The 1,219-nt window shown below is 39.3% G+C and carries 2 protein-coding genes and 1 pseudogene; 2 read left to right on the top strand and 1 reads right to left on the bottom strand.

Annotated features, from left to right (window positions below):
• Positions 1 to 146, bottom strand: a pseudogene (locus tag FTV42_RS17085) (IS3 family transposase); the annotation flags it as partial.
• A 177-nt stretch (positions 147 to 323) separates the two neighbouring features.
• Here FTV42_RS17085 and FTV42_RS17080 point away from each other — a divergent pair.
• Together FTV42_RS17080 and FTV42_RS17075 are read left to right on the top strand one after the other, a co-directional pair.
• Complete coding sequence (locus FTV42_RS17080) at positions 324 to 779, top strand: helix-turn-helix domain-containing protein (RefSeq protein ID WP_004973749.1); 456 nt, start codon at positions 324 to 326, stop codon at positions 777 to 779.
• Between the two features lie 121 nt (positions 780 to 900).
• The coding region (locus tag FTV42_RS17075; RefSeq protein WP_373683244.1) for a transposase at positions 901 to 1,219 on the top strand (319 nt) is incomplete at its 3' end.

Here is a 1,219-nt window from a genome sequence, read left to right as displayed (position 1 = left end):
CAGGCACGAAGTGTTTCAGGAGTACAACCAATCTTAGGCGCAATTGCTGTGATTGCAGCCCAATTCGATGGATAATCTTTCTCGGATTCAATCAATAATTGAACCGCTCTTTCTCTGATTTCAGGGGTATATTTTAATTTTGTCATCGGGATAGTCTCTCAGAATATTGACTCTCCGACAAACCCGGTACGGTTCATTCAGTTCTTTGGACAATTCCCTTTTAGATCAATAATAGAGACTAATATCAATTATCTTATACATGGTAAGTTGACAAAAATAACTAATCATGCGAAAAAGTTTTTTTAGTTAACAGATGTTCACCCATGCCTCGAATTGTTTCTGTACCACTTAGTTTAGAACAGCGAGAACGACTCATTTTTCTGGCCAAGCATGCAAAACATTGGCGTGAAAGACAACGTGCCCAAACTATTCTCTGGCTTTCTGAAGGTAAAAGTGTTGCGGAAGTTGCCACTCTACAAGAACGTATCCCAGAAACCATAAGGCTACAACGCCGACGTTGGGAATTGTATGAGTTTGAATCGATTAAAGAAGGTCATCGCTCAGGTCGGCCCAATACATTGATCTCAGACTATCAGGCGAAAATCCTAGATTGGGTCAATACAAGTCCACTCAATGCAGAACAAATCCGAGTCAAACTACATGAAGAATACGAAGTGTCCGTGTCTGTTGAAACCATTCGTAAGTTTTTACGTGATTCAGGTATGGTCTTCAAGCGTACCCGTCATAGCTTGAAAAAAAAGAGATCCGATTGCATTTGAACAAGCAACACAGCAGATTGAAAAATTACGAGAGCAAGCGGCACGTGGTGAAATTATATTAGGTTATGTTGATGAAACAGGGTTTTCATCTACACCTGATAACCGCTATGCATGGACAAAGATAGGTGATGTTCATGCGGTTGATGCAATAAGATTAAAACGAGTTAATGTCATGGGGTGTTTGCTTTCAACGGGGGAACTGGTGACAAGTTGTTTACAAGAGTCAGTTACAAGCACTTGGTTTTATGCCTATTTAACTGGAATAGCTCAACAAGTAAAACAGACTTATAACCTTCCATTGGTTCTTATTGTTGATAATGCCTCGATTCATAGAAGTAAAAAGATGGCTGATTACAGAGAGCTACTTAAAAGTAACTTTTCGACGAATTTGTATTTTATTCCAGCTTATAGCCCTGAGTTAAATCGAATCGAGATGGTAT

The organism is Acinetobacter sp. YH16052, assembly GCF_013417155.1.
Taxonomy (GTDB): domain Bacteria; phylum Pseudomonadota; class Gammaproteobacteria; order Pseudomonadales; family Moraxellaceae; genus Acinetobacter.
The sequence above is the reverse complement of the archived record's forward strand: the minus strand, read 5'-3'. Positions and strand labels throughout refer to the sequence as shown.